Source organism: Pseudomonas sp. D3 (genome assembly GCF_029320995.1).
Classification (GTDB): Bacteria; Pseudomonadota; Gammaproteobacteria; order Pseudomonadales; family Pseudomonadaceae; genus Aquipseudomonas; species Aquipseudomonas paraveronii.
In genome coordinates this window covers 1,727,567-1,748,187 of record NZ_CP119772.1, presented here as the reverse complement: position 1 = coordinate 1,748,187, position 20,621 = coordinate 1,727,567, and the positions used below count along the sequence as shown (strand labels likewise).

Annotated in this window: 20 protein-coding genes; 11 read left to right on the top strand and 9 right to left on the bottom strand. The window is 61.2% G+C overall.

The annotated features are described in order from the left end of the window. Positions 1-57: 57 nt before the first annotated feature. Entirely contained in the window at positions 58-1,152 is a 1,095-nt protein-coding gene (locus P3S72_RS07900; protein WP_276196885.1) for a PLP-dependent cysteine synthase family protein, read from the bottom strand. 215 nt (positions 1,153-1,367) lie between these two features. Here P3S72_RS07900 and nhaA point away from each other — a divergent pair, with 215 nt between their 5' ends. Beyond that, a complete protein-coding gene (gene nhaA / locus P3S72_RS07895) occupies positions 1,368-2,543 on the top strand; it encodes a Na+/H+ antiporter NhaA (RefSeq protein WP_276196884.1) in 1,176 nt (391 codons plus the stop codon). A gap of 75 nt (positions 2,544-2,618) precedes the next feature. On the opposite strand, the gene P3S72_RS07890 is transcribed toward nhaA, so the two are convergent. Beyond that, complete coding sequence (locus tag P3S72_RS07890) at positions 2,619-3,083, bottom strand: glycine zipper 2TM domain-containing protein (RefSeq protein ID WP_276196883.1); 465 nt, start codon at positions 3,081-3,083, stop codon at positions 2,619-2,621. A gap of 157 nt (positions 3,084-3,240) precedes the next feature. On the opposite strand from P3S72_RS07890, the gene P3S72_RS07885 reads away from it, so the two are divergent. Further along, positions 3,241-3,483 carry a hypothetical protein gene (locus P3S72_RS07885; RefSeq protein ID WP_276196882.1) on the top strand — a complete coding sequence of 81 codons (243 nt, stop codon included), beginning with the start codon at positions 3,241-3,243 and terminating at the stop codon, positions 3,481-3,483. A 54-nt stretch (positions 3,484-3,537) separates the two neighbouring features. On the opposite strand, the gene pdxH is transcribed toward P3S72_RS07885, so the two are convergent. The 5 genes from pdxH to dinG form a co-directional block, all read right to left on the bottom strand. Further along, positions 3,538-4,185, bottom strand: a complete 648-nt coding sequence (gene pdxH / locus P3S72_RS07880; protein WP_276196881.1) for a pyridoxamine 5'-phosphate oxidase — start codon at positions 4,183-4,185, stop codon at positions 3,538-3,540. 27 nt (positions 4,186-4,212) lie between these two features. Further along, entirely contained in the window at positions 4,213-5,409 is a 1,197-nt protein-coding gene (locus P3S72_RS07875) for an OmpA family protein (RefSeq protein ID WP_276196880.1), read from the bottom strand. A 142-nt stretch (positions 5,410-5,551) separates the two neighbouring features. Continuing rightward, entirely contained in the window at positions 5,552-6,697 is a 1,146-nt protein-coding gene (locus tag P3S72_RS07870) for a serine hydrolase domain-containing protein (RefSeq protein ID WP_276196879.1), read from the bottom strand. 82 nt (positions 6,698-6,779) lie between these two features. Continuing rightward, positions 6,780-9,077: a beta-galactosidase gene (locus P3S72_RS07865; RefSeq protein ID WP_276196878.1), complete on the bottom strand. Its 2,298-nt coding sequence runs from the start codon at positions 9,075-9,077 to the stop codon at positions 6,780-6,782. A gap of 97 nt (positions 9,078-9,174) precedes the next feature. Continuing rightward, the gene (dinG, locus tag P3S72_RS07860; protein ID WP_247403958.1) at positions 9,175-11,319 is read right to left on the bottom strand and encodes an ATP-dependent DNA helicase DinG; all 2,145 of its coding nucleotides are present in this window, start codon (positions 11,317-11,319) and stop codon (positions 9,175-9,177) included. A gap of 98 nt (positions 11,320-11,417) precedes the next feature. Between dinG and P3S72_RS07855 the strand changes: the two genes are divergently transcribed. Then, positions 11,418-11,882 (top strand): CopD family protein, encoded by a 465-nt coding sequence (locus tag P3S72_RS07855; RefSeq protein ID WP_276196877.1) that lies wholly within the window; start codon positions 11,418-11,420, stop codon positions 11,880-11,882. 102 nt (positions 11,883-11,984) lie between these two features. On the opposite strand, the gene P3S72_RS07850 is transcribed toward P3S72_RS07855, so the two are convergent. Next, a complete protein-coding gene (locus tag P3S72_RS07850) occupies positions 11,985-12,743 on the bottom strand; it encodes a collagen-like protein (protein ID WP_276196876.1) in 759 nt (252 codons plus the stop codon). 171 nt (positions 12,744-12,914) lie between these two features. Beyond that, the gene (locus tag P3S72_RS07845) at positions 12,915-13,610 is read right to left on the bottom strand and encodes an OmpA family protein (protein ID WP_276196875.1); all 696 of its coding nucleotides are present in this window, start codon (positions 13,608-13,610) and stop codon (positions 12,915-12,917) included. Between the two features lie 190 nt (positions 13,611-13,800). Between P3S72_RS07845 and P3S72_RS07840 the strand changes: the two genes are divergently transcribed. From P3S72_RS07840 to P3S72_RS07805, 8 genes are all read left to right on the top strand, one after another. Continuing rightward, positions 13,801-14,298: a DUF6231 family protein gene (locus tag P3S72_RS07840; RefSeq protein ID WP_276196874.1), complete on the top strand. Its 498-nt coding sequence runs from the start codon at positions 13,801-13,803 to the stop codon at positions 14,296-14,298. Between the two features lie 4 nt (positions 14,299-14,302). Next, positions 14,303-14,773 (top strand): YchJ family protein, encoded by a 471-nt coding sequence (locus tag P3S72_RS07835; protein WP_276196873.1) that lies wholly within the window; start codon positions 14,303-14,305, stop codon positions 14,771-14,773. 21 nt (positions 14,774-14,794) lie between these two features. Further along, positions 14,795-15,277 carry an LEA type 2 family protein gene (locus P3S72_RS07830; RefSeq protein WP_276196872.1) on the top strand — a complete coding sequence of 161 codons (483 nt, stop codon included), beginning with the start codon at positions 14,795-14,797 and terminating at the stop codon, positions 15,275-15,277. After that, complete coding sequence (locus tag P3S72_RS07825; protein WP_003189235.1) at positions 15,274-15,474, top strand: SEC-C metal-binding domain-containing protein; 201 nt, start codon at positions 15,274-15,276, stop codon at positions 15,472-15,474. The genes P3S72_RS07830 and P3S72_RS07825 overlap by 4 nt, the downstream gene beginning before the upstream one ends. A 101-nt stretch (positions 15,475-15,575) precedes the next feature. Next, entirely contained in the window at positions 15,576-18,017 is a 2,442-nt protein-coding gene (locus P3S72_RS07820; protein ID WP_276196871.1) for a penicillin acylase family protein, read from the top strand. 324 nt (positions 18,018-18,341) lie between these two features. Next, positions 18,342-19,121 carry a transporter substrate-binding domain-containing protein gene (locus P3S72_RS07815; RefSeq protein ID WP_276196870.1) on the top strand — a complete coding sequence of 260 codons (780 nt, stop codon included), beginning with the start codon at positions 18,342-18,344 and terminating at the stop codon, positions 19,119-19,121. A 57-nt stretch (positions 19,122-19,178) separates the two neighbouring features. Next, a complete protein-coding gene (locus P3S72_RS07810) occupies positions 19,179-19,907 on the top strand; it encodes an ABC transporter permease (protein WP_247407180.1) in 729 nt (242 codons plus the stop codon). Next, positions 19,904-20,614: an ABC transporter permease gene (locus P3S72_RS07805; protein WP_017844772.1), complete on the top strand. Its 711-nt coding sequence runs from the start codon at positions 19,904-19,906 to the stop codon at positions 20,612-20,614. The genes P3S72_RS07810 and P3S72_RS07805 overlap by 4 nt, the downstream gene beginning before the upstream one ends. Positions 20,615-20,621: the final 7 nt, after the last annotated feature.

Sequence of the window (20,621 nt, the reverse complement as noted above, 5' to 3'; positions counted from 1 at the left end):
AAAACCGCCGTGCGGATGTGGGAGCAAGCACGCTCCCACATTGGTTTTTATGGCGTGTCAGATATTCGCGCGCAGGACGTTATCGGGCAGTGGCTCACCGCGCTCGACGCTGGCCGCCACCGCAGCGATCAACCCCGGCAGTTCATACCCCTGCCCCGCCAGCCACGCCTGATCGTAATAGGTGGTGGCATACCGCTCGCCCCCATCACACAAGATCGCCACGATCGACCCCGACTCCCCCGCGGCTTTCATCTGCTGCGCCGCCATCAAGGCACCGATCAAGTTGGTCCCGCTGGACCCGCCGACCCGCCGCCCCAGCCGCTCGGCCAGGTAATGCATGGCCGCCAGCGACAGCGCATCCGGCACCTTGACCATCGCATCAATGACCTTGGGCAAAAACGACGCTTCGACCCGGGGTCGGCCAATGCCTTCGATCCGCGAACCGCACTCCAGGCGCAAGCCGGCATCGCCGCTCAGGTAGTAGTCAAAGAACACCGAGCGCTCGGCATCGGCACACAACACGCGGGTGCAATGCTGGCGATAACGCACATAGCGCCCCAGGGTCGCGGTCGTGCCGCCAGTGCCGGGGCTGGAAATCAGCCAGCTCGGCTCGGGATGACGCTCGAAGCGCATCTGCTGGAAGATCGACTCGGCGATGTTGTTATTCGCCCGCCAGTCGGTGGCGCGTTCGGCGTAGGTGAACTGGTCCATGAAGTGACCACCGCTTTCCTGCGCCAGGCGTTCGGACTCGGCGTAGATCTGCGTCGGATCTTGTACCAGATGACTCTTGCCACCATAGAAGGCGATCTGGGCGATCTTTTCCTTGGAAGTGGTGGCTGGCATCACCGCGATAAACGGCAGGCCGAGCAGGCGTGCAAAGTAGGCTTCGGAGATCGCCGTCGAACCGCTGGAGGCTTCGATCACCGGCGCCCCCGGCTTCAGCCAGCCATTGCACAGCGCATACAGGAACAGCGAGCGCGCCAGCCGGTGTTTCAGGCTGCCAGTGGGATGGCTGGACTCATCCTTGAAGTACAACTCGATACCCGGCAAGCCCGGCAGCGCTAAAGGGATCAGGTGGGTGTCGGCGCTGCGCTGGAAGTCTGCTTCAATAATACGAATGGCTTCGCGGGCCCAGGGACGGTGGTCGCTCATGAGGGAATCTCTAAGGATTTCAGTCGCAATCTTAGGATGTTTCCTATGCCACACACAGATACAGTAACGACTCAATTAGACACACAATTGCTAGGTTCTGGCGCAACCATGACCGCGCCCTATTCTTATAACAAATAAGAATATAACTTTTGTTTTAACAACTAACGGTACGGGTTAGGGTACGCACCTATTGAATCCGGATTGGAGAGCATACCTTGGCTCTGCGTAGCACGTTCACCCGTTTTTTCCAGCTGGAAGCCGCCAGCGGTCTGTTGTTGATCGCCGCAGCCGCCTTGGCGCTGATCGTCAACAACTCACCGTTGTCGCACCTCTACAGCGCGTTTCTCGACGTGCCCGTAGTGGCGCAGATTGGCGCGTTGAAGATCGCCAAACCCGCGTTGTTGTGGATCAATGACGGCCTGATGGCGCTGTTCTTCCTGCTGATCGGCCTTGAGGTCAAGCGCGAGTTGCTCGACGGCCACCTGTCCAAGCCCTCGCAAGTCGTCCTGCCAGGCGCTGCGGCGATCGGCGGCATGGTGGTGCCGGCATTGATCTACTGGGCAATCAACAAGGATTACCCTGCGGCGCTTTCCGGCTGGGCAATCCCCATGGCCACCGATATCGCCTTCGCGTTGGGCGTCCTGGCGCTGCTGGGCAAGCGCGTGCCAGTGTCGCTGAAACTGTTCCTGATGACCCTGGCCATTATCGATGACCTGGGCGCAATTATCGTGATCGCCGTGTTCTATTCCAGCGACCTGTCCGGCGCAGCCCTGGCGGGCGCGGGCGCCTGTTTGATTGCCTTGATTGCGATGAACCGGCTGGGCGTGATCAAGCTCGGGCCTTACCTGATCATCGGCTTGATCCTCTGGGTCTGCGTGCTGAAAAGTGGCGTGCATGCCACCTTGGCCGGCGTGACCCTGGCGTTCTGCATACCGCTGCGCACCAAAAACGCCGAAACCTCTCCGCTGTTGACGCTCGAACATGCCCTCCATCCGTGGGTGGCCTACTGCATCCTGCCGCTGTTCGCGTTTGCCAACGCTGGTGTATCCCTGACCGGGGTCAGCCTCGAGAGCTTCACCCACCACGTGCCCCTGGGTATCGCTGCCGGCCTGTTGATCGGCAAGACTATCGGCGTATTCGGCCTCACCTGGCTGGCCATCAAGACCGGCCTCGCCGCGCTGCCCAGCGGCGCCAACTGGGGCCAGGTGTTCGGCGTCGCAATCCTGTGCGGCATCGGCTTTACCATGAGCCTGTTTGTCGGTTCCCTGGCGTTCGTGCCGGGCGCCAGTGAGTTTGCCGGGGAGGATCGAATGGGGATTCTGACCGGGTCGATACTCGCGGCGTGTATCGGTTATGCGGTGACGGCGATGGCAAGTCGCAAGAAAGCCTGACTCACACAAACACCGCACACAAAAAACCCCAGCCGGTCACCCGGCTGGGGTTTTTCTTTGCTCGCGGCTTAACGCTTAGCGAGTCACGCGGCTGGTACCATCAACGGTCATGATGCGCACGCGATCACCGATGCGGAAGATTTCATTTTCCTGCACGGCCTGCACGTAGGCGCGCATGCTGCCGTCGTCTTCACGGACGGTGATTTCCACGCCCTGGGTACGGGTCAGGCCTTCTTCGGCGGCCGAACCCACCAGGCCGCCGGCGACGGCGCCGATGACGGCAGTCACGATACTGCCACGGCCGCCACCGATGGCGCTGCCGCCCACGCCGCCAATGACGGCGCCGGCTGCGCCGCCGATTGGGGTCTTGGTGCCTTCGATTTTCACCGGACGCAGGGATTCAATGGTCCCCATGCGAACGGTCTGCACACGACGCGCTTCGTCACGGGAGTACGAGTCGCCGGTCAGACTCGAGGCGCAGCCACCCAACAACAACGACAGGGTAGTAAAGCAGGCAACTAGTAAAACGGACTTACGCATAGCATCAACTCCAAAGGACAGGTGTTCATTAGACGCTGAGGCTTGACGCCTGTCACGGCAAGCCCCGCAGAAAATTGCTTTCATTCAGCCCTAGTACAGAGTGCCAGCACCAGAAGACCCGACAAACGGTAGCACTCATCTTGTAAACAGGACGTTCATGGATTATTTCATCATTGTAGTCACTACCGTAGCCGGCTTGTATTTCCATGGCTGGTTGTACCTGCGCATCCGACGCTGGATCGACCGCGACTTGGCGCTCTCCCTGGCGGGCAGCGACCTGCACAAGCGGGCCTTTATGCTGCAACAACTGGAAAAAGCCCGCACCCTGAAGATCAACCGCCGCGAGTTGCCGGCCTGGTTGAAAAACGCGGCGCAGCAGTACACGCCCGAGGCCTCTTGAAGAGAGGCTTCGGGGTGACGGACAACAGTCAGGTGGGGTGACGAAAGACGACGATCAGGGTGCCAGACGCTCACGGGTCCAGTCGGCCCCTTGCAAGCGGTAGTTCAGGCGGTCATGCAGGCGGCTAGCGCGGCCTTGCCAGAACTCGATGCGCTCGGGCAACAAGCGATAGCCGCCCCAGTGCTCGGGACAGTGCGGCTGAGTGTCGCTAAAACGCTGTTCGGTGACCTTGAGCAAGTCGTGCAATTCTTCACGGTCACGGATGACCTTGCTCTGCGGAGACGCCCACGCGCCCAGGCGGCTACCCAAGGGGCGCACCTGGAAATAGGCGTCCGACTCTTCGAGCGTGACCTTGACCACCCGGCCCTCGATGCGCACCTGGCGCTCCAGGGTCGGCCAGAAAAAGGTCATAGCCGCGAAAGGCTGCGTCGCGAGCTGATCGCCCTTGGCGCTCTGATAGTTGGTGAAGAAGGTAAAGCCCTGTGCATCCAGGCCCTTGAGCAGGAGGATGCGACAGTGCGGGCGACCGTCCTCATCGACCGTGGCCAGGGTCATGGCATTGGCCTCCACCGGCGGTTGCTCGGTCTTCACCGCCTCGCCAAACCATTGATGGAACAAGGCAAACGGCTCGCTCGGGGCTTGGGCCTCGCTCAAACCATCCCGTGTGTAGTCACGGCGCATATCCGCCAATGCCTGGGTCATGCGGCTTTATCCTTCTGGTTCAACAGATCAGTTTTTTGCCTGGTCGTTCGCAGCTGGTGCAGCGGCCTTGGCTTTGGCCGGTGCTGGCTTCTTGGCAGCTGGCTTGGCAGGGGCCTTTTTCGCGGCTGGCTTAGCTGCGGATTTCTTCGCAACCGCCTTTTTCGCTGGGGCCTTTGCGACTGCGGCCGGAGCGGGAACGTCCTGCACTGCAACCATTTCAGCCACAGGCGGCGTCTTGCCCGAGCTGTATTTGCTCAGCAAGGCCAACATAGTTGTACGCTGAGTAAACATAATTTCCATGCGACGGTTCAGCGCACGGCCCTGGGTACTGTCGTTGGCGGCACGTGGCATCATGTCGCCCATACCGCGCAACATCAGACGGTCTTGCTTGAGGCCGCTGAGACTGAAAATCGACGCGATTGACACCGCGCGCTCTTTGGTCAACGCCTGGCTCGCCGGAGCGCTGCCGGTGGAGTCAACGTGACCTAGGACCAGTACGGCGGTCTTCGGGTCAGCCTCAACAGCCTTGGCGACGCGAGTGAACGGGCCCAAGGTAACCGGCAGCAACATCGTCGGGCGTTTCGGGTTGTAGGAACCGTCTACCGGGGCAATCACCACCAGTACGTTGTCGCGACGTTCCAGTTGCAGGTTGCTGTCCTTGATGGCGGCGCGCAGGCGCGGCTCATAGTCGTCCAGCCAGGCTTGGGTGATTTTCGGGTCGGGCATCGGCACGTTGGTCACGTCGACCTTGGCCAATGGCTTAGGCTTGGACGTGCTTTCGAACGGCCACCACCAGTGAGTCTCGGAGTCGGTCTTGGCGATGACGGGGGCAGCAGGAGCAGCGGCTGGCGCCGGGGTTGCAGCCTTAAGGTCGGCCTTCAGGTCAGCCTTGGCATCGGCGGCCTTTTCGTCGGTGCTCTTGGAGGAGAACGGCCACCAGCTAGAGCCGGTATCCGCTTTGACCACCGGGGCTGGAGCAGGAGCGGCGGCTACCGGTGCGGCAGGCTTGGCGCTAGCGGCGGCAGTTACCGGCGCGGCAGGCTTGGCCCCGGCGGCGGGTTTGGCGTCCGGTTTGGCGTCGGTTTGGGTCACTGCGTCCTTGGTAGCAGCCTTGTCAGATCCAAATGACCACCAATGCCCGCCCTCGGCATCATTTTGTGGTGTTTGTGCGCAGCCAGTAATAGTGAGGCACAGCGCCAGTGCCAAGGACTTGTTCGATAACATGAGATATCCACAAAATGAGAAAAAACCGGGGGTCTGAATGACCCGTTAAACAGACGCGTCCAGAACATTAAAGTTACAATATTTCGCTTCGCGCCTTCTTATACTTGCCTTTGTAACAAAAAAACGTGAAACAGCAAGGGGTTTACAGACAACCGGCCAATATTCTGACCAACTTCTGCGCCCGCGGGTCCATAAGTACATAGGGCCCCAATGTATTAGTCGCAAAACCGAACGCTACATCATGTTCAGGGTCGGCAAACCCCACCGAACCACCCGCACCAGGATGTCCAAATGCACGCGGGCCAAGGCCGAAGGTCGCATTCGGCAGTTGCGGTTGATCCAACATGCAGCCCAGGCCGAAACGGGTTTGGGTCAATAAGGTTTTATCGGGCCCGATACTGTGTTCACGGGTCAACTGTTCGAGCATGTCGCTTTCCAGCAAACTACCGTCCAATAAACCACTATAAAAACCCGCCAGGCTGCGCGCATTACCGTGACCATTTGCCGCTGGCTGCTGCATACGCCGCCACTCCGGTTTATTAGTGCTGGTCAGAATAGACGGCGGATTGGCAAATGCCCGTGTCGTCATGGCCGCAGGTTCTCGCATCATTACTTGCAATAAGCGTTGCGCGGCTTCATCGCCCATGTTGCCTTTGCTGCGTGCTATATGGGCAACGCGATAAAACTCTTCATCCGCCAGGCCCACATGAAAGTCCAGCCCCAACGGGCGTGCAACCCGCGCCACGATGGACTCGCCCGGCCCGCGCCCGTCGGCACGGCGCAGCAATTCCCCGACCAGCCAGCCATAGGTGATCGCCTCGTAGCCGTGGCCCTGGCCCGGCGTCCACCACGGGGCTTCGGCCGCCAAGGTGTCGACCATCAATGGCCAGTCGTACAGCGCTTCGGCGGGCAGCATTTCGCGGATCGCCGGCAACCCGGCCTGGTGGCAGAGCAACTGGCGCAAGGTGATGGCTTCTTTACCGGCCGCAGCAAACGCCGGCCAGTAGTTGGCCACTGGCGCATCCAGTTGCAGCTTGCCTTCGGCCACCAATTGCAGGGCGGCGACGGCGGTGAAGGTTTTGGTGCAGGAGAACAGGTTGACAATGGTGTCGCTGTGCCACGCTTGTGCCCCATCCTTGTCGGCGGTGCCGGCCCACAGGTCGACCACGGTTTCCCCGCCGATCTGGATGCACAGCGCCGCACCACGCTCTTGCGGGTCATCGAACAACGCGGCGAACGCTTCACGTACCGCTTCGAACTGGAGCTCGTAATGACCCTGAACCTGCACCTAAGCCCCCTCGGAAAACGCTGTAAAAAGTGGCCGACATTGTTCCAGCCCTTGTAGGATTTGTGAACCCGTCAACGCTGAATCAATGACCATTTCCGGAATGCCCACCGGCATGTCCGGCGCCCTGCCCCGCACCTTTGCCGTCACGCCCCGGCGTGCTGCCTCCATGCTCGCGAACCGCACGGGCCGCCTTGGCCTTTTCGGCCTCCTTGCCCAGTTGGTCGACCGCCGCCAGGTTGCTTCTACGCACACTGTCGACAAAACCCTGGAACGGCACATCGGTCATACCGACCAGACCGAAATGGCCGTTTTCGCCGTCCAGCAAGCGACCGGTCACCGGCTGGTCCAGATACTGGAACCAGTGCACACCGACAATCGACGGCTCGGCCATAGCCTGCTTGAGGAAGTTGGCATACGCGGCGCCGCGATCCTCTTCCCTGGCCAATTGCGTTACACCGCCCCAAAACGGGCCGCGGTCAGCCGAGCCGAAGTTGAACTCGGTGATCAACACCGGCTTGTCCAGTGCGCGCAAGGCGGCGAAGTCATAGCCGTCCTGAGGTTTGAGGGTGTACATGTTGAAGCTCAACACGTCGCAATACTGCGCACAGGACGCCACCGCTTCCGGAGTACTCACTGCGTAACGCCCGCCCAGCAGCAACTGGTTGGGCGCGTGCCATTTGAGCGCATCGGAGATGGTCTTGAAGTAGGTATCGGCGAAGGTCTTCTGGAAGTATTTGAAGTCGGCTTCGATTTCCGGATGCTCGGGGTTGGGCATCGGTGGCTCGAAGCCCGGATCTTCCATCAACTCCCAGCCCGCCAGGTGGATGCCCCAGGCTTTCGACAGGCCTTCTTCGTTGCGGTATTTGTCGCGCAATTGCTTGAGGAACGCACGCTTGGCGGGTACGTCGGTGGTCATGCGCAGGGTGCCGTAGGCCAAGGCGAAGCGGGATTTTGCATCCTCACCGGGACCGGCCCATGCCAGTTCGTTGTCGGCAAAGAAGCCGATCAACCACGGATCGTCACGGTGATCACGGGCAGCGATGGCCACGGCGCGCTCGGTGGCCATGGCGAAACGCGGGTCGAACGGGTCGGGCATGCCGCCCCACCAGTCGGTGCCGGTACTGATGCTGGCGTAATCGCCGACGATCGACAGCGGCAAGGTGTACGGCACGCGGTCCGCGCTGGCCAGTTGCGCAGCGCTCCAGTTGCCGACGGTGTTGAAACCCCAGGCCTGCAAGCGGTCGAGGGTGTGGCTGACCCAGCGCTTCTGGTCGAAACCTTCAGTGTCATAAGTGCGCTGCAGGTTGGCGCGGTAGAAATCGTACCAACGCCCCGCGCCAAAGCTGCGCCCTTCGCCCGCGCCGTTGCCAGTGCGGTTGTCAGCGCTGCCGTAGTATTTGTCGAGGGGTTCACCGGCCTTGGGCAGCGCCGCGAACATCCATTCACGGCCCGCCACATAAGTCTGGTTGTTATCCGACGCCACGGTGTTGACGCCCAGGGAATAGAACGGATGCCCCTCCGGCGTCACCAAATACCAGCGACCGTCGCGCTTTTCGGTGCGGAAAAAGCCACTGGCGTCGAACGCAGGGCCCTTGCTCCAACCGCCGTACTGGTCCAGGGAGGATTTATCCCGCTCGGCCAGCCAAGCCTTGAGTTGTTGCTGCTCCTTGGCAGCGGCGGCCTTGAGTTGCTCGTCGCTGCTGACCTTTTCCGGCCAGCGCGCGCGGGTGGACTGGCCATAGGCGTCCACCAGTTCGCCGTAGGCTGCCATGAGCACCGGCTCGCTGTCCTGCACGCCAAAGCGCTCCAGCAGAATGCTTTGGGCGACATTCGGCTTGATCATCGACAGGGTCACCGACACCACCTGGCTGCGGTCGATTTCCCCGGCGCTGCTGGCCAGCAACACGCGCTGGCCGTCGACGCTGATCGGCATCGGCGGGCCGGCCTTCATGCCCTGGCTCAACGGCGAGTTGGCTTGCAGGGGGATCAACAGGGTCTGGGCCGGACCGGCTGGCAGGTCGATGCGGCTGACCAGGGTCTTGCCGTCATTGCTCTGCACCTTGACGTACAGGGTCAGCGCCCAGTCCATGGCGCTCTGGATACGCAGGCTCATGGCGCTGGATTGCGACCAGTCCCAGGCGCCGGTCTGCGGGCTGAGCACCAGGCTCGGTTCGGCGGCCGGGTTGAAGGTGATGCGGCGCAGCACTTCGCCTTCAGGGGTTTGTTCGGCGTTGTATTGCGGCAGGCTGGCGTCCTGGGTCGCCACCTTGACCACATCGGCAGGCCGGACGAAGTTGAACAGCGTTTGTTGCCCGGCGGGTGCGGCCAGCAGGGGCGCGGCGAACAGCAGGGCAAAAAGGGCGGGCAGCGTGCGAATCATACGAGCAAGGTTCTCCCAAACGGCCGATAAATGGCCTGATGACATAGAGCGAGGCAGTGAGATAGACCACGAAGTGGGCGAATTCGCCCACTGAGGCTTAAGAAATTTCGCGCCGGAACGGCGGCAAGGCATTCAAGATAGCCTTGCCATAGCGCTGGGTGACCAGGCGGCGATCGAGCAAGGTGATGGTGCCCCGGTCTTCTTCGGTACGCAGCAAGCGCCCGCAGGCCTGCACCAGCTTCAGGGACGCATCCGGCACCGAGATTTCCATGAACGGGTTGCCACCGCGCGCTTCGATCCACTCGGCCAGGGCGGCCTCGACAGGATCATCCGGCACCGAGAACGGGATCTTGGCGATCACCACGTGTTCGCAGTAGGCACCGGGTAAGTCCACGCCTTCGGCAAAGCTCGCCAGGCCGAACAGCACGCTGGAATCCCCGCCATCGACCCGCGCCTTGTGCTTGTTCAGGGTTTCCTGCTTGGACAGGTTGCCTTGGATAAACACCTGCTTGCGCCAGTCGCGGTCAAGGCCGTCGAACACGTCCTGCATCTGTTTGCGCGACGAGAACAGCACCAGTGTGCCGCGCGAACCTTCCACCAGCTCCGGCAAGTCACGGATGATCGCCGCCGTGTGGGCCGGCGCATCCCGGGGGTCGGCCTTGAGGTCGGGGACGCGCAGCACGCCGGCATCGGCGTGATGGAACGGGCTCGGCACCACGGCGGTGACGGCTTTTTTCGGCAGACCCGCACGCATGCGGAAGCGGTCGAAGGTGCCCAGGGCGGTCAGTGTGGCCGAGGTAACCAGGCAGCCATAGGCCACGTTCCACAAGTTGCGCCGCAACATTTCCGCCGCGAGGATCGGGCTGGCGTTGACCTCGATGTCAAACAGCGCACCGCTTTCCGACAGGGTCAGCCAACGCGCCATGGGCGGGTTGTCTTCCGGGTCTTCGACGGTGAAGGCGGTCCACAACTCCCAGTTGCCCTGGGCACGGGACAACAGGCTGCCGAACAGTGGGTACCACTCCTCGGCCTGGTTACTGGCGATGCCGATATTGACCTCGCCGTCCATGCCTTCCTTGAGCAGGTCGGTCAAGCGAGTGAACAGATCGGTTAGGCGCGAAAAGCCCTTCTTCAGCTCGACGCCCATTTCGCGCATGTGCTCGGGAATCAGTCCACCGACAAAGCGATGGCGCGGGCGCTCGCGGCCTTCGACGTCTTCGCCGGGCTTGAAGTCGGCGACCTGCTCGCAGGCGCTGAACATGAACTGCTGCTGGGTCTTGATCTCCCGCGCCAGCTCCGGTACCTGCTCGATCAGCTTGCCCAGGTCGCCGGGCAGCGGATGCTGGGCCAGCAGTTTGGTGAGGTTCTTGGCGGTGGTCTCCAACCAGTCGGCGGTGGAGCGCAAGCGCGTGTAGTGGGCGAAGTGGCCGATGGCCTTGTCGGGCAGGTGGTGGCCTTCGTCGAATACGTAAAGGGTGTCGCGCGGGTCCGGCAGCACGGCGCCGCCGCCCAGTGCCAGGTCGGCCAGGACCATGTCGTGGTTGGTGACGATCACGTCGACCTTACCCATGCCTTCGCGCGCCTTATAGAAGGCGCACTGGCCGAAATTGGGGCAATGACGGTTGGTGCATTGGCTGTGGTCGGTGGTCAGGCGCGCCCAATCGGCGTCTTCCAGGGCGGTGGGCCAGCTGTCGCGGTCGCCGTCCCATTTATTGCCGGCCAGTTTCTCGATCATGCTGGTAAACAGTTTTTGGCTGACTTCATCGACTTCGATCTTGAAGCCTTCTTCTTCAAACAGCGACGCCGTGGCGGTTTGCGCGTGGCCTTCCTGCAGCAGCACGTCGAGCTTGGACAGGCACATATAGCGGCCGCGGCCCTTGGCCAGGGCGAAGGTGAAGTTCAGGCCGCTGTTGCGCATCAGGTCGGGCAGGTCTTTGTAGACGATCTGCTCCTGCAGGGCGACGGTGGCGGTAGCAATCACCAAGCGCTTGCCGGCGGCCTTGGCGGTGGGAATCGCCGCAATGCTGTAGGCCACGGTCTTGCCGGTGCCGGTGCCGGCCTCGACGGCCACGATCGCAGGGTCGCCGCTGCGCCGGCCTTCGTCGTCGGTGTCGATATCCCCGAGGACCTTCGCCACTTCGGCGATCATCAGGCGTTGGCCGTAGCGCGGTTTCAAGCTCTTGGCTTCGAGAAAACGCGAATAGGCGCCCTGGATCGTGGTTTTGAGTTCAGTGCTGATCATGGATAGTCGGGCGCAAAAACGCTGGATAAATTTTCAGTGGTTCGGATCGGCAGCTATCATACCTCGCTAATTAATCCCGCGCAGAACGGAGTACCGCAATGACCGTGTTCAGCCTCGTTTACACCCTGCATGTATTGGCCGCCCTGATCTGGGTCGGCGGCATGTTTTTCGCCTGGATGATCCTGCGCCCCGCCGCTGTGGCGGCGCTTGAGGGCCCTGCCCGGCTCAAGCTGTGGGTAAATGTGTTTCAACGTTTTTTCGTGTGGGTCTGGGTGGCGGTGCTGGTTTTGCCGATCAGCGGTGTCGGCCTGTTGCAACTGCGCTTCAGCGGGTTTGAAACCGCACCGCGTTACGTGCAGGTGATGATGGGGTTGTATGTGGTGATGACCGCGCTGTTTATCCGCATCCAGGCGTTGAAGCTCCCTGAATTGCGCACAGCGGTGGCGGCTGAGGATTGGCCGGCGGGTGCGGCTGCACTGGGGCAGATTCGCAAGTTGGTGGGCATTAACCTGATCGTGGGGTTGGTGGTGGTCGCGATTGCTTCGGCTCGGCCGATGTTCTGAGACGCGCCTTAAACCGCCATCCGGAGCAAGCCCTCTCCCACACTTGAAATGCATTCAAAATGTGGGAGGGAGCTTGCTCCCGATGGCGTCAGAACGAACGACTCAAAGTCGCTGGACGGTTACAGAGCCAGCAGGACCAGCCGGCCCCGGTTGCCCTTCCAGCCCAGGCCGGCCTTTGTCACCACCATCGGCGCGGTACACCAGGCAACCCTTGGATTGCCCACCCCTTCCGGGCTTGCCCGCCGTCCCTGCCAAGCCGCCCGCGCCGCCATCGACCCAGACCTTGATCTTGTCGCTCGGAAAGTCCTGCGGCAGCTCGACCCGCACCTGCGCGCCCGCCGCGCCAGCCAACCCGTCGCCACCGTTATCGCCGTTGGCACCGCGCCCGGCGGAACCCCAAGTGCAACCCGGGTCTTCGCCGTTGGCGCCATCCAGCCCGGCATAACCTTGGGCGCCGGTACCACCACGGGCATCCACCGACAGCTCTTGCGCCGTCAGGGCATTGATGCGCAAGGTCAGGTCACGCCCGGCCTTGGCTGGTTTTTCATGAGTACCCGGAGCACCACGCGAGGTGATCTGGCTGCCGTGCTCCAGTTGCGCCTGACGCACCTGCAATTGCAGCACGGTGTTACCGGGAGCGATGGCGATGCGTGCTTCGCGGCCCAGGTGCAACACCTCCACCGAGACCTGGCTGATCGTGGCCGGGATGAGCAAAGTGCCGTAGTCCGCCACGTCCAGGCGTTCCAGCTGCAGTACGCTGGTACTGCTGGGCAAGCGCATCAACGAATTGGTTTCAACACTGACGTTCTGGGCCAGGGCAACGGGGCTGACCAACAGGGCCAACAGAAAAACCTTACGCATCATGGGGCTCCTGAGTGATGGGGAATTTGTTATTTCAAATTTTTCTTTGGGCGCACAGTAACGACTTCTACAGGCGATTTGCCAGTGAAGGATCAAAAAACTTGAGAAGGCGTCGGTTTCAGCGAGGATCGCCAACGATGCCCCTGTGGAATCCCACAGGGGCAAGGGCTCTCAGCGGTTGATCTGGATTTCTACGCGGCGGTTCAGGGCACGTCCTTCAGCGGTTTTGTTGTCAGCCACCGGATGGCTTTCGCCCGCGCCGGTCACCGATACAAAGTTACTGCGAGGCACGCCGGAGCCGATCAGGTATTCCGTCACCGAGTGGGCGCGTTTTTCCGAGAGTTTCTGGTTGTAGACGTCCTTGCCGACGCTGTCGGTATGCCCGCTGACCCGCAACTGGGCGCTCGGGGCCTCCCGTTTCAGGCGGGTGGCAATGGTGTCGAGCTTGGTTTTGTCCGCCGCCGTCAGCTTGGCCGAGTCGAACTGGAAGTGTACATCGCGAATCACGATGGTTTCTTCCTTGACCACAACCACCTCTTCAACCACAACGGCGAGTGGCGCAGGTGGGCAACCATTGGCATCGACCTGCACGCCTTTCGGCGTGCCGGGGCACTTGTCACGGCTGTCCGGCACGCCATCGCCGTCTTCGTCACCATCGCCGTGTACCCAGCAATAGGCACCGGCCATGCCGCCGACCAACAACGCGCCGTAGCCGGCGTAGGCTGAGCTTTCCGTCGCACCGATCGCCGCACCGGTCACACCGCCAACGGCGGCGCAGGTGGGCCAATCGGTTTTTTGCAAACCTGCGCAACCTGTCAATACTCCGGTTAGCAGAACCAAGGGTAGAGCTGTCCGCATGATGCTCATCTGATTTCTCCTGGGGGGATCGGCGGGGGCCGATGGGTGGAGTAAAGACCGCTCCTTTCAACTGCGCCAGTACGCCACACCCCCGTATTCATTGAGGCCGGCCGCACTTGAGGGACTTTTCTCAGCCACCCGCTCTAGGCCCGCACGCTCAGCCGCGCTAGTCTCTAGGGTCCTGATGTGAGGATCTCTGATGACCGCTGGTATTTCTTCTCGTACACCCCAGCAAGCCCTGGCTGCCTTGCTCGATTTGCAGCAGCCCAAACGCCTGTTGCTGTTGGGTGCCAGCCAGTTCCCGGCACTGCAAGCCTTTCAAAAGGCGCACCCTGATACCCAGGTGTCCGTCGCGGCGCCTGGCGCGTTGCCGGCGGAACTGGCGGCGCAGCGTTTTGACCTGGCGCTGGTGGTCGATTGCCTGGAGCACCTGTCAAAATCACAAGGCCTGACCCTGTTGGGTGGCATTCGCAACCTCAATGCCAGCCGTATTGCGGTGCTGGTGGACCTGGGAGCCTGCGACTGGAAGGACACTGACTTCTTCTCCCTGGCCCTGCAGGCCGGTGAGCGCTTCGAGCGCGATGAGCAGGTGCTGACGCTGTTTACCTATGATCTGCTTGACTATAAACAGGTGCCGGACTGGCTCAACGCCCGCTTCTGGGCCAACCCGGAAAACTTCGGAAAGTATTGGTGGTAACCCAATGACTACAGCCATTTGCCCCTGCGGCAGCGGCAACCTGCTGGATGCCTGCTGCGGCCATTATCACGCCGGCCACCCGGCGCCGTGTGCCAGCGCACTGATGCGTTCGCGCTACAGCGCCTACGTGCTGGGCCTGGTGGACTACCTGGTGGCCACCACCCTGCCCGCGCAACAGGCCGCCTTGGACCGTGACGCCATTGCCGCCTGGAGTGCCCAGAGCACCTGGCTCGGCCTGGAGGTGGAAAGCTCCGAGGTGTTCGGCGGCCAGCCGGAACATGCGTTCGTGACCTTTACTGCACGCTGGCATGACAGCACCGGCGAACATAGCCACCGCGAACAGTCTTCTTTCGTACAGAATGAGGCGCGCTGGTACTTCATCGACCCGACAGTGCAGATGAAGGCCGGACGCAATGACGCGTGCCTCTGCGGGAGCGGGCAGAAGTTCAAGAAGTGCTGCTCCAGCTACCTCTAATCACCTGACAGGGATCACGCCATGCTCCGGATTTACAGCTTGTTGCTGGCGTTGACCCTTGGCTTGAGCGGCTGCGCCTCGTGGTTCGAGGACGACACGCCCCCGCCCCACGTCTCGCTGGTGAAAGTCGAAGTGGTACGGGCCAAGTTACTGGAGCAGAAGTTCAAGCTGTATTTTCGCGTGGACAACCGCGACGACGCCGATCTGACGGTGCGGGGCCTGATCTACAAGGTCACCCTGGGCAACCTGCTGCTGACCGAAGGCGAATCCAACGAATGGCTCACCGTGCCGCCGCGTGGCCATGCCTTTTTCAAGATCTCGGTGCGCACCAACCTCTGGCCGCAAATCCGTGATGTGGTGCAGATGCTGAAAAAACCCGAGCGGCCCGTGCCGTATCGGCTGGAAGGCGAGCTGAAAACCGGATTATTCATCGGTAATGACGTGCGCGTGGACCACAATGGCGAGATAATCCCCGGCGATTTTATTCCGGAGCGACATCGATGACTCAGCAACCCCATGTCCATGGTCCTGACTGCAACCACGATCACGATCACCATGATCACGACCACGGCCATGTCCACGGCCCGAACTGCGGCCATGCTCACCAGGAGCCGGTGCGCAATGCCCTGAAGGACGTTGGCCGTAACGATCCATGCCCATGCGGCAGCGAGAAGAAATTCAAGAAGTGCCACGGCGCTTGATACCACGCTCCTGAAAATAAGCCTTAGCTCCTGCTTGCGTCGTTTCACCGCGCTCACTAACGTAGCGCCTTTACTGACGCTACCCCCGCAGGAGCTTTGCCATGGCCTCGCCAGCCCTCTCACATTTTCTTCCCCGGTTCGGCGTTGCCGCGGCAGTGGCCAGCGCATTAAGCCTGGCTGGTTGCCAACTCCAGAGCACCCAGGACACCCTGCCACCCGTTACCGGCGTACAGCCGATCAAGGGCCTCGCGCAGAATGTTTCGATACGCCGCAATGCCCAGGGCATGCCGCTGATTGAAAGCAACACCTTCCACGACGCACTGTTCAGCCTCGGCTATGTGCATGCCAGCGACCGCATTACGCAGATGGTCACGTTGCGTTTGCTGGCCCAAGGCCGCCTGGCGGAAATGTCCGGCCCCGAGGTGCTGGATGTCGACCGATTCATGCGCGCGGTCAATCTCAAGAAAAGCGCCGGCGAGCTGTACAACGCCTCGTCGCCACGTCTCAAGCGCTTCTTTGAAGTGTATGCCCGTGGCGTCAACGCCTACTTGTTCCGCTACCGCGACAAGCTGCCGCCGGACCTCGCCCAGACCGGCTACAAACCCGAGTACTGGAAGCCGGAAGATTCGGCGCTGTTGTTCTGCCTGCTGAATTTCAGCGAGTCGGCCAACCTGCAGGAAGAATTGTCGTCCCTGGTACTGGGGCAAAAGGTCGGCGTCGACAAACTCGCCTGGCTCACCCCAAGTGCGCCGGATGAACCGATCCCCCTGGCCGAAGCCGACAAACTCAAGGGCGTGAACCTGGGCCAGATCACCGGCCTGGCCGGGCTGGAGACGGTCAGCCAGCAACTGAGCAGCCTCAACTCACTGGCGGTCACCACCTCGAGCAACTGGGCGATTGGCCCGCAACGCAGCCGCAGCGGCAAAAGCCTGCTGGCCAACGACCTCGCCGCCCAGCCGCAAGCACCGTCGCCATGGAATTACGTACAGATCCGCGCCCCGAAATACCAGGCCGTCGGCGCCTCGATTGCCGGCCTGCCAACCCTGCTGTCCGGCTTCAACGGCAAAGTGGCGTGGAGCATGAGCACGGTCAAGGGCGACACGCAGGACCTGTTCTTGGAAAAGGTCAAACGCCAGGGCAGTGCGTTGTACTACGAGAGCAACGGCAAATGGCTGCCGGCCGGTGTGCGTAACGAGACCTTTTTCATCAAAGGCCAACGCTCGATTCGCGAAGTGGTGTACGAAACCCGCCACGGCGCCCTGCTCAACAGTAGCCAGGCGCTAACAACGGGACTGGGTCTGGCCCTGCAAACGGCGGACTTCAAGGACGACAAGAGCCTGGATGCGTTCTTCGACCTGTCCCGTGCGCAAAACGCCGGCAAAGCCTCGGACGCGACCCGGGAAATCCGCGCCATCGCCTTGAACATGGTGTTCGCCGACGCCAGCAACATCGGCTGGCAGGTTACCGGGCGCTTCCCCAACCGCCGCGAAGGCGAAGGCCTGCTGCCTTCACCGGGCTGGGATGCGCGCTTTGACTGGGACGGTTACGCCGACGCGATGCTGCACCCCTATGACCAGGACCCGGCCCAAGGCTGGATCGGCACCGCCAACCAACGTACCGCGCCGCGCGGCTATGGCATGCAACTGTCCAACTCGTGGGATGCTCCGGAGCGCAGCGAGCGCCTGGCGCAATTGGCCAATGCCGGCAAGCATGACAGCCGCAGCATGATCGCCATGCAATACGACCAGACCACCACGTTCGCCGCCAAGCTCAAGAACATGTTCCAGGCGCCTGGCATGGCGCAGCCGCTGAAACAGGCGATCGCTGCGCTGCCCGCAGCCGAACAGACCAAGGCCCGTGAAGCGCTGAATCGCCTGATGGCGTTTGACGGCCGCCTGGCGCCGACGTCAGCCGACGCGGCGATTTATGAGCTGTTCCTGCAGGAAAGCAGCAAACAGATCTTCCTCGACGAACTCGGCCCGGAAAACAGCGCCACTTGGAAAGCCTTTATCAGCAACGCCAACCTGTCCTACGCCGCTCAGGCCGACCACCTGCTGGGCCGTGAAGACAGCCCATTCTGGGACGATGTACGCACCCCGCAGAAAGAAGACAAACCGGCAATCCTCGCCCGCAGCCTGGCCGCCGCGATCACTGCCGGCGACAGCCAGTTGGGTGCCGATCACAAGGCCTGGCAGTGGGGCAAACTGCACAGCACCACCTGGAAGAACAGTAATGGCCAGGTGATTCGCGGCCCGCTGGCTAGCGGCGGCGACCACAACACCCTGAACCCGGCCCCGTACAATTGGGGGCAAAGTTTCGACACCACCCAAGTGCCGGCACTGCGCATGATTGTCGACTTCGGCCAGGCGGAACCGATGATGGGCCAGGGCGGCATCGGCCAGTCCGGCAACCCGGCCAGCCCGAACTATGCCAATGGCATCGATCCGTCGCTCAAGGCGCAATACCTGAGCTTCCCGATGCAGCCGCAGAACTTTGACAAGGTGTATGGGAAAGCCAGGTTGACCCTCACTCCCGGCAAGTAACCGTACCAACAGGTGGGAGCTGGCTTGCCTGCGATAGCGGTGGATCAGTCACTGAAAGAGTGACTGACACGGCTTCATCGCAGGCAAGCCTGCTCCCACATTTTTTAATCTGCGCTCGATCCAAAATGGTGCAGCCGATTTTCAATGCCCACTTTCGGGCATCTCCTATACTAATAGCTCCCTCTTCCCACCTTTTAAAACGATCATTCGGAGCGACATTCGGAACTATGGTGCAGAAATTGCTACTTGTGATCCGTCTGACACCGTTCAGTAACAGTCCTAAACGCGCCACAAGCGCTTATCTTGGTTTCCAGGGATTACATAATGAAAAAAGCATTGCTGACCCTTTCTGCACTGGCTCTGTGCATGGCCGCAGGTTCCGCCTTGGCCAAGGAATACAAGGAATTGCGTTTTGGTGTCGATCCGTCCTACGCACCGTTCGAGTCCAAAGCGGCTGACGGCAGCCTGGTGGGCTTCGACATCGACCTGGGCAATGCGATCTGCGCCGAGCTGAAGGTCAAGTGCAAGTGGGTCGAAAGCGACTTCGACGGCATGATTCCAGGCCTCAAAGCCAACAAATTCGACGGCGTGATTTCGTCCATGACCGTCACCGAAGCCCGTATGAAGGCCATCGACTTCTCCAACGAGCTGTTCTCCGGCCCGACTTCGCTGGTATTCAAGAAGGGCGCCGGTTACTCGACGCCTGAGTCCCTCAAGGGCAAAACCGTGGGCTACGAGCAAGGCACCATCCAGGAAGCCTATGCCAAGGCCGTATTGGATAAAGCCGGTGTGACCACCAAGGCCTACGCCAACCAGGACCAGGTGTACGCTGACCTGACCTCCGGTCGTCTCGACGCCTCCGTGCAGGACATGCTGCAAGCCGAACTGGGCTTCCTGAAGTCGCCGGCCGGTGCCGGTTATGAAGTCAGCGCGGCCATCGACGACCCATTGCTGCCGTCGAAAACGGCGGTCGGTATCAAAAAAGGTAACACTGAGCTGAAGGCCTTTTTGGATAAAGGTATCAAAGCGTTACATGATGATGGCACCTACGCCAGCATCCAGAAGAAACACTTTGGCGATCTGAACCTGTACAGCGGCAAATAATGCCTGGGGCGCCCCTTCCCGCAAGGGGCGCTTTTTTATCGCCATAGGTCCTGATTTATGTTCGAAGAACTGTTGCAAACCCTCGGGCTGAGCGCGCTCAGTTTGAAGGGTTTCGGCCCGCTGTTGCTGCAAGGCACCTGGATGACCATCAAGTTGTCGGTGCTGTCCCTGGCCGTCAGCGTGTTGCTGGGCCTGCTCGGCGCCAGCGCCAAACTGTCCAGCCTGCCCTTCCTGCGCATTCCCGCCCAGCTCTACACCACGCTGATTCGTGGCGTGCCCGACCTGGTGCTGATGCTGCTGATTTTCTACAGCCTGCAAACCTGGCTGACCGGTCTTACTGACTTCATGGAATGGGAATACATCGAAATCGACCCATTCAGCGCCGGGGTGATCACCCTGGGCTTTATTTACGGTGCGTACTTCACCGAAACCTTTCGCGGCGCGATCCTCGCGGTGCCCCGCGGCCAACTGGAAGCCGCCACGGCGTATGGCCTCAAACGCGGGCAGCGGTTTCGCTACGTGACCTTCCCGCAAATGATGCGCTTTGCCCTCCCGGGCATCGGCAACAACTGGATGGTGATGCTCAAGGCCACCGCGCTGGTGTCGATCATCGGCCTGGCAGACCTGGTCAAGGCCGCGCAGGATGCCGGCAAGAGCACCTATCAACTGTTTTACTTCCTGGTGGTTGCCGCCTTGATCTACCTGCTGATCACCAGTGCGTCCAACTTTGTCCTGCGCCGTCTTGAACGTCGCTATTCGGCAGGCTCCCGGGAGGCCGTGCGATGATCGAACTCTTGCAGGAATACTGGCGCCCATTCCTTTACAGCGACGGCCAGCACATCACCGGCCTGGCCATGACCATGTGGCTACTCAGCGCCTCATTGGTGATCGGCTTTTTGGTGTCGATCCCGCTGTCCATCGCCAGGGTGTCGCGTAACCCTCTGGTGCGCTGGCCGGTGCAGTTCTACACCTACTTGTTTCGTGGTACGCCGCTCTATATCCAATTGCTGATCTGTTACACCGGCATCTACAGCATTGCCGCCGTGCGCGCCCAGCCGGTGCTGGATGCGTTCTTTCGCGACGCGATGAACTGCACGGTCCTGGCCTTCGCGCTCAACACCTGCGCCTACACCACCGAGATTTTCGCCGGGGCGATCCGCAGCATGGCCCACGGCGAGGTCGAAGCGGCCAAAGCCTACGGCCTCAGCGGCTGGAAGCTGTACGCCTATGTGATCATGCCGTCGGCCCTGCGCCGTTCATTGCCGTACTACAGCAATGAAGTGATTTTGATGCTGCACTCGACGACGGTGGCGTTTACCGCGACGATCCCGGACATTCTCAAAGTGGCCCGGGACGCCAACTCGGCCACCTTCCTCACCTTTCAATCATTCGGCATCGCTGCGCTGATCTACCTGACTGTGACCTTTGCCCTGGTCGGTCTGTTTCGTCTGGCGGAGCGCCGCTGGCTGGCTTTCCTCGGGCCGAGCCATTAAGGAGCCT

Coding starts and splice junctions, on each gene's coding strand:
- P3S72_RS07815 (WP_276196870.1), top strand. CDS start 18,342: ATGAAAAAAGCATTGCTGACCCTTTCTGCACTGGCTCTGTGCATGGCC.
- P3S72_RS07890 (WP_276196883.1), bottom strand. CDS start 3,083: ATGCGTAAGTCCGTTTTACTAGTTGCCTGCTTTACTACCCTGTCGTTG.
- P3S72_RS07885 (WP_276196882.1), top strand. CDS start 3,241: ATGGATTATTTCATCATTGTAGTCACTACCGTAGCCGGCTTGTATTTC.
- P3S72_RS07820 (WP_276196871.1), top strand. CDS start 15,576: ATGGCCTCGCCAGCCCTCTCACATTTTCTTCCCCGGTTCGGCGTTGCC.
- P3S72_RS07900 (WP_276196885.1), bottom strand. CDS start 1,152: ATGAGCGACCACCGTCCCTGGGCCCGCGAAGCCATTCGTATTATTGAA.
- dinG (WP_247403958.1), bottom strand. CDS start 11,319: ATGATCAGCACTGAACTCAAAACCACGATCCAGGGCGCCTATTCGCGT.
- P3S72_RS07810 (WP_247407180.1), top strand. CDS start 19,179: ATGTTCGAAGAACTGTTGCAAACCCTCGGGCTGAGCGCGCTCAGTTTG.
- P3S72_RS07840 (WP_276196874.1), top strand. CDS start 13,801: ATGACCGCTGGTATTTCTTCTCGTACACCCCAGCAAGCCCTGGCTGCC.
- P3S72_RS07835 (WP_276196873.1), top strand. CDS start 14,303: ATGACTACAGCCATTTGCCCCTGCGGCAGCGGCAACCTGCTGGATGCC.
- P3S72_RS07805 (WP_017844772.1), top strand. CDS start 19,904: ATGATCGAACTCTTGCAGGAATACTGGCGCCCATTCCTTTACAGCGAC.
- P3S72_RS07850 (WP_276196876.1), bottom strand. CDS start 12,743: ATGCGTAAGGTTTTTCTGTTGGCCCTGTTGGTCAGCCCCGTTGCCCTG.
- P3S72_RS07830 (WP_276196872.1), top strand. CDS start 14,795: ATGCTCCGGATTTACAGCTTGTTGCTGGCGTTGACCCTTGGCTTGAGC.
- P3S72_RS07855 (WP_276196877.1), top strand. CDS start 11,418: ATGACCGTGTTCAGCCTCGTTTACACCCTGCATGTATTGGCCGCCCTG.
- P3S72_RS07825 (WP_003189235.1), top strand. CDS start 15,274: ATGACTCAGCAACCCCATGTCCATGGTCCTGACTGCAACCACGATCAC.
- P3S72_RS07865 (WP_276196878.1), bottom strand. CDS start 9,077: ATGATTCGCACGCTGCCCGCCCTTTTTGCCCTGCTGTTCGCCGCGCCC.
- pdxH (WP_276196881.1), bottom strand. CDS start 4,185: ATGACCCAGGCATTGGCGGATATGCGCCGTGACTACACACGGGATGGT.
- P3S72_RS07875 (WP_276196880.1), bottom strand. CDS start 5,409: ATGTTATCGAACAAGTCCTTGGCACTGGCGCTGTGCCTCACTATTACT.
- P3S72_RS07845 (WP_276196875.1), bottom strand. CDS start 13,610: ATGAGCATCATGCGGACAGCTCTACCCTTGGTTCTGCTAACCGGAGTA.